Genomic DNA, 3,319 nt, shown 5'->3' with positions numbered 1-3,319 from the left:
AAATAAAATTCAGTTTTATGATAACTTTACTGTTAAAAGAAGTCTAGACAACCTTGTTTTATGCTTGGATATAAGGCTTATTTTAAAATAATAGTAGTGAAGATTTTCTAAAATTAACATAATACACCTTATACGAAATAAAAATGGGAGCCTTAAGCTCCCATTTTTTAAGTAATTTTTTCAAATAAGGCTTGGGTGAGCATCTAAAATTCGAATCAATGTAGCTGCTGGTCCAGTTGGATAGCGTCGTCCCTGTTCCCAATTTTGCAGGGTACGGGGGCTAATATGTAGACGTGCAGCAAATTCATTTTGGCTCAAGCCAGTTTTTTCACGTACTTCTTTAATATCAGGCAATTCGAGTTCTGTAACTCGGCTTGCTTTAACTTCTTTACGTTTGATAGCTCCAGCTTCTTTGATTGAAGCAACCAAGTCATCAAATAAGTTGTTATCCATGAAATTGCTCCTTCACGAGTTGGTGCAGAATGGCGGTTTCCTTATCTGTTAAATTATCTTTTACTGATTTTGGATAAGCCACTAAGAAAAAGATCTGATCATCCTCGGTGACCCAATAATAAATCACCCGTATCCCACCACTTTTCCCTTTGTTACCTTGAGCACAACGTACTTTGCGAATACCACCGCCATTCTTGATTAGGTCACCTCTATCAGGCTGTACCAAAAGATCTTGCTGAAGTTGACGATATTCCTCATCAGATACAAGGTCTTTAATTTGCTTGGTAAAGATGCTGGTTTCAATAAATAACATGGACTCTTTATACGTCAATGGCGTATTTGAATTTTAGCAGTTTCCATAACAAAAAACGAGAGCTGGTAGATCTCGTTTCGCATAACAGCCATTATGTTAAATTGTAGTAAGAACTTTAATGCGATAGAGCAGAATGTATATGCAAAATAAGCTTGATAACATTATTCAAGAATTAAAAGAACTATCTGGGAATAGTCGTCTAAACATAGAACTACCTGATGATATTTTCATATCTGCTTATGAACGAAAAATAGGTTTTATTTTTCCAAAAGATTATAAAAAAGTTTTGAAAGAGATTAGCAATATCTTTTATGGAACAATTGAATTAGCGTCTCTTACAGATGAGAAAGAATGCTATCGAGGGCTATCTCAGATATTAAATGATGCTAGGGAGCAAGGTCTGCCAGAAGATTGGCTACCTATTTGTGAAGATAATGGTAGTTATTATTGCCTATCTCCTAATCATAAAATTAGATATTGGACAGCAGATGGATATAGCGATGAGCAGTGGGAAGATTTAGCAGATTGGATCAAGCAAGTTTGGATAGATGGAAATTAAGAATTTCTAAAATTAACATAATACACCTTATACGCAATACTTTTTAAATTGTGTTATAATTCAATGTGTTGATTTCAGTTTTATAGCCCACTCACCCTCGAATGGGCTTTTTTTATGATTGTTCACGTTCCACGCCTATTCTTTGATCAATGTTCCACGGTTTTATTTAATGTTGCTGAACAATCAATGGATACCAGTAAAGCCCTTTAGGTCTTCTGTTGCTTCAAATATAAAGTCTATCGATGACATTTTCATTTTTCAAATAGCGATAGACAGCCTGTCTGCTAATACCAAAAGCTTTAGCTAAATCGACTTTCGATGGATATTTCCCTTCTTTCCAGGCGTGTCGTAAAGCTTCAGCCTGCTCTTGATTTAACTTATGGACTCGACCTTTATATTTACCTTGAGCCGCTGCAATCTTAATCCCTTCTTTTTGGCGCTCTAAAATAATCTCTCGTTCAAATTGGGCAAAAGCCCCCATAAGTTGCTGAGTATTCTTATGTAAACCTACCAGTTATTCTTATTCAAATCCTGCCACTCATTTTGGATAGTAGTAGGCCATTGATTTTCTATTCAAATAATTCAAAACAAAATATCCAAATTTGAATCTTGAAGCACAATCTTAATCTGCTATAATTTGTACATCAAATTGATGTACTTGTTGGGTGGGATATGACTAACTTAGCAACGGAACGAATTAATATTCGTTCAACAGTAGATGCAAAAAATGTAATTGAACAAGCTGCGAATTTATTGGGACTCAGTGTAAGTTCCTTTATGCTTCAATCCTCATTTGAAAGAGCAAAAGAATTACTTAAATCTAATTATGAGTTAAAAGTAAATAATGCTGATCGAGATATGTTAATGAACATACTTGAGAACCCACGCCCTGCAAATGATGAGATGAAAAAATTAATGAGTTTATTAGATGAAAATTGAGGTTTTACAAGCCCATCATCAGAAAAAATCATTTAATTGCGGGCAAGATGATTTAAATAAATTCATAAAACAGTATGCATCCCAACATCAGAAATCAGGAACAAGTAAAACGTATGTTGCTATTGATGATGATCTACAAGTGAGAGGGTTTTATTGTTTATCCAGCACATCCATAGGATTTGATGTAGTTGATACTGTGCTTACTAAACGATTACCTCGTTATCCGCTCCCTTGTGTAGTTGTAGGTCGCTTTGCCGTTGATCAAACCGTTCAGGGGCGAGGAATTGGGAAAGTGCTTTTAGCCCATGCTCTTAAACAAGTTTCAACAGTTGCTCAAATTATTGGTGTTAATTTTGTTGTAATACATGCTAAAGATAAAAAAGCGATGGAGTTTTATCAGCGTTTCGGCTTTATTTCATTAACATCAAATCCATTAACATTAATATACCCAGTGAGTGAAATACCTAGTTTCAATTGAAAGTGGTCTACTAGCAATAGGAGTGACTGGTAAACTGCTTACAGGAATTAGTGGCTGATTTATCCAATAATCTGCAAGTTGCAACATCAAATTATCCATCGGGGTGGCCTGAGCCGTAAATGTAATATTCTCTTTCACAAACTGAATAGCCACTCCCCTTTTTACAAGCTGATCAACCTCAGTCACTAAATCTTTAAGACTCCTAGCGAAGCGATCCATAGAGTGCACAACAATCATGTCACCTTCACGGACATAGCTGAGCATTTCCTGAAATTTAGGACGGGCTGTATTTTTTCCTGAAGCTTTATCGACAAATAATCGGTCTACTTCAATTCCCTCAAGTTGGCGTCCAATATTTGGCACTGTTGCAAATAGAGATTTGATTCGATGAAGTTCCTTTTTAAAAGTGCTTAGAGACCGAAAACCCTGTTGATTAGACACACTTCACCTTGAGGCTGACCATAATAAAATGACGATGCTTGTCCTTTACGTAGTGCACGCATGACTTCAATACCTTTAATTGTGGCATAAGCCGTCTTCATAGATTTGAATCCTAATGTGGCCCTGATGATCCGCT

6 protein-coding genes and 2 pseudogenes are annotated in these 3,319 nt (G+C 36.0%); 3 read left to right on the top strand and 5 right to left on the bottom strand.

Features of this window, described 5'->3' with window-relative positions; translation table 11 throughout:
* Positions 1-180: 180 nt before the first annotated feature.
* On the bottom strand, positions 181-453 hold the full coding sequence (gene nadS / locus FTT94_RS16300; protein WP_000369781.1) for a NadS family protein: 273 nt from the start codon (positions 451-453) through the stop codon (positions 181-183).
* Positions 446-766: a type II toxin-antitoxin system RelE/ParE family toxin gene (locus FTT94_RS16295; protein ID WP_000897307.1), complete on the bottom strand. Its 321-nt coding sequence runs from the start codon at positions 764-766 to the stop codon at positions 446-448. The genes nadS and FTT94_RS16295 overlap by 8 nt, the downstream gene beginning before the upstream one ends.
* A 139-nt stretch (positions 767-905) precedes the next feature.
* Between FTT94_RS16295 and FTT94_RS16290 the strand changes: the two genes are divergently transcribed.
* Positions 906-1,325 carry an SMI1/KNR4 family protein gene (locus FTT94_RS16290; protein WP_001180106.1) on the top strand — a complete coding sequence of 140 codons (420 nt, stop codon included), beginning with the start codon at positions 906-908 and terminating at the stop codon, positions 1,323-1,325.
* Positions 1,326-1,548: 223 nt separating this feature from the next.
* Here FTT94_RS16290 and FTT94_RS16285 read toward each other — a convergent pair whose 3' ends face one another.
* Positions 1,549-1,806, bottom strand: a complete 258-nt coding sequence (locus FTT94_RS16285) for a helix-turn-helix domain-containing protein (protein WP_004733310.1) — start codon at positions 1,804-1,806, stop codon at positions 1,549-1,551.
* 191 nt (positions 1,807-1,997) lie between these two features.
* Here FTT94_RS16285 and FTT94_RS16280 point away from each other — a divergent pair, with 191 nt between their 5' ends.
* Positions 1,998-2,264, top strand: a complete 267-nt coding sequence (locus tag FTT94_RS16280; protein WP_004733309.1) for a DUF1778 domain-containing protein — start codon at positions 1,998-2,000, stop codon at positions 2,262-2,264.
* The gene (locus FTT94_RS16275; protein ID WP_004733307.1) at positions 2,254-2,742 is read left to right on the top strand and encodes a GNAT family N-acetyltransferase; all 489 of its coding nucleotides are present in this window, start codon (positions 2,254-2,256) and stop codon (positions 2,740-2,742) included. Before FTT94_RS16280 ends, FTT94_RS16275 begins: the two co-directional genes overlap by 11 nt.
* A gap of 75 nt (positions 2,743-2,817) precedes the next feature.
* On the opposite strand, the pseudogene FTT94_RS16270 reads toward FTT94_RS16275, so the two are convergent.
* Positions 2,818-3,126, bottom strand: a pseudogene (locus tag FTT94_RS16270) (recombinase family protein); the annotation flags it as partial.
* A gap of 26 nt (positions 3,127-3,152) precedes the next feature.
* Positions 3,153-3,319 (bottom strand): annotated as a pseudogene (locus FTT94_RS16265) (IS6 family transposase); the annotation flags it as partial.

Source organism: Acinetobacter sp. YH12027, from assembly GCF_013420085.1.
Lineage (GTDB): Bacteria > Pseudomonadota > Gammaproteobacteria > Pseudomonadales > Moraxellaceae > Acinetobacter > Acinetobacter amyesii.
Note: the sequence above shows the minus strand (reverse complement) of the source record. Positions and strands in the feature narration are given on the sequence as shown.

What these genes read in the sequence shown, in the direction of transcription:
- nadS (WP_000369781.1), bottom strand. Translation starts at nt 453, where the DNA reads ATGGATAACAACTTATTTGATGACTTGGTTGCTTCAATCAAAGAAGCT.
- FTT94_RS16295 (WP_000897307.1), bottom strand. Translation starts at nt 766, where the DNA reads ATGTTATTTATTGAAACCAGCATCTTTACCAAGCAAATTAAAGACCTT.
- FTT94_RS16290 (WP_001180106.1), top strand. Translation starts at nt 906, where the DNA reads ATGCAAAATAAGCTTGATAACATTATTCAAGAATTAAAAGAACTATCT.
- FTT94_RS16285 (WP_004733310.1), bottom strand. Translation starts at nt 1,806, where the DNA reads ATGGGGGCTTTTGCCCAATTTGAACGAGAGATTATTTTAGAGCGCCAA.
- FTT94_RS16280 (WP_004733309.1), top strand. Translation starts at nt 1,998, where the DNA reads ATGACTAACTTAGCAACGGAACGAATTAATATTCGTTCAACAGTAGAT.
- FTT94_RS16275 (WP_004733307.1), top strand. Translation starts at nt 2,254, where the DNA reads ATGAAAATTGAGGTTTTACAAGCCCATCATCAGAAAAAATCATTTAAT.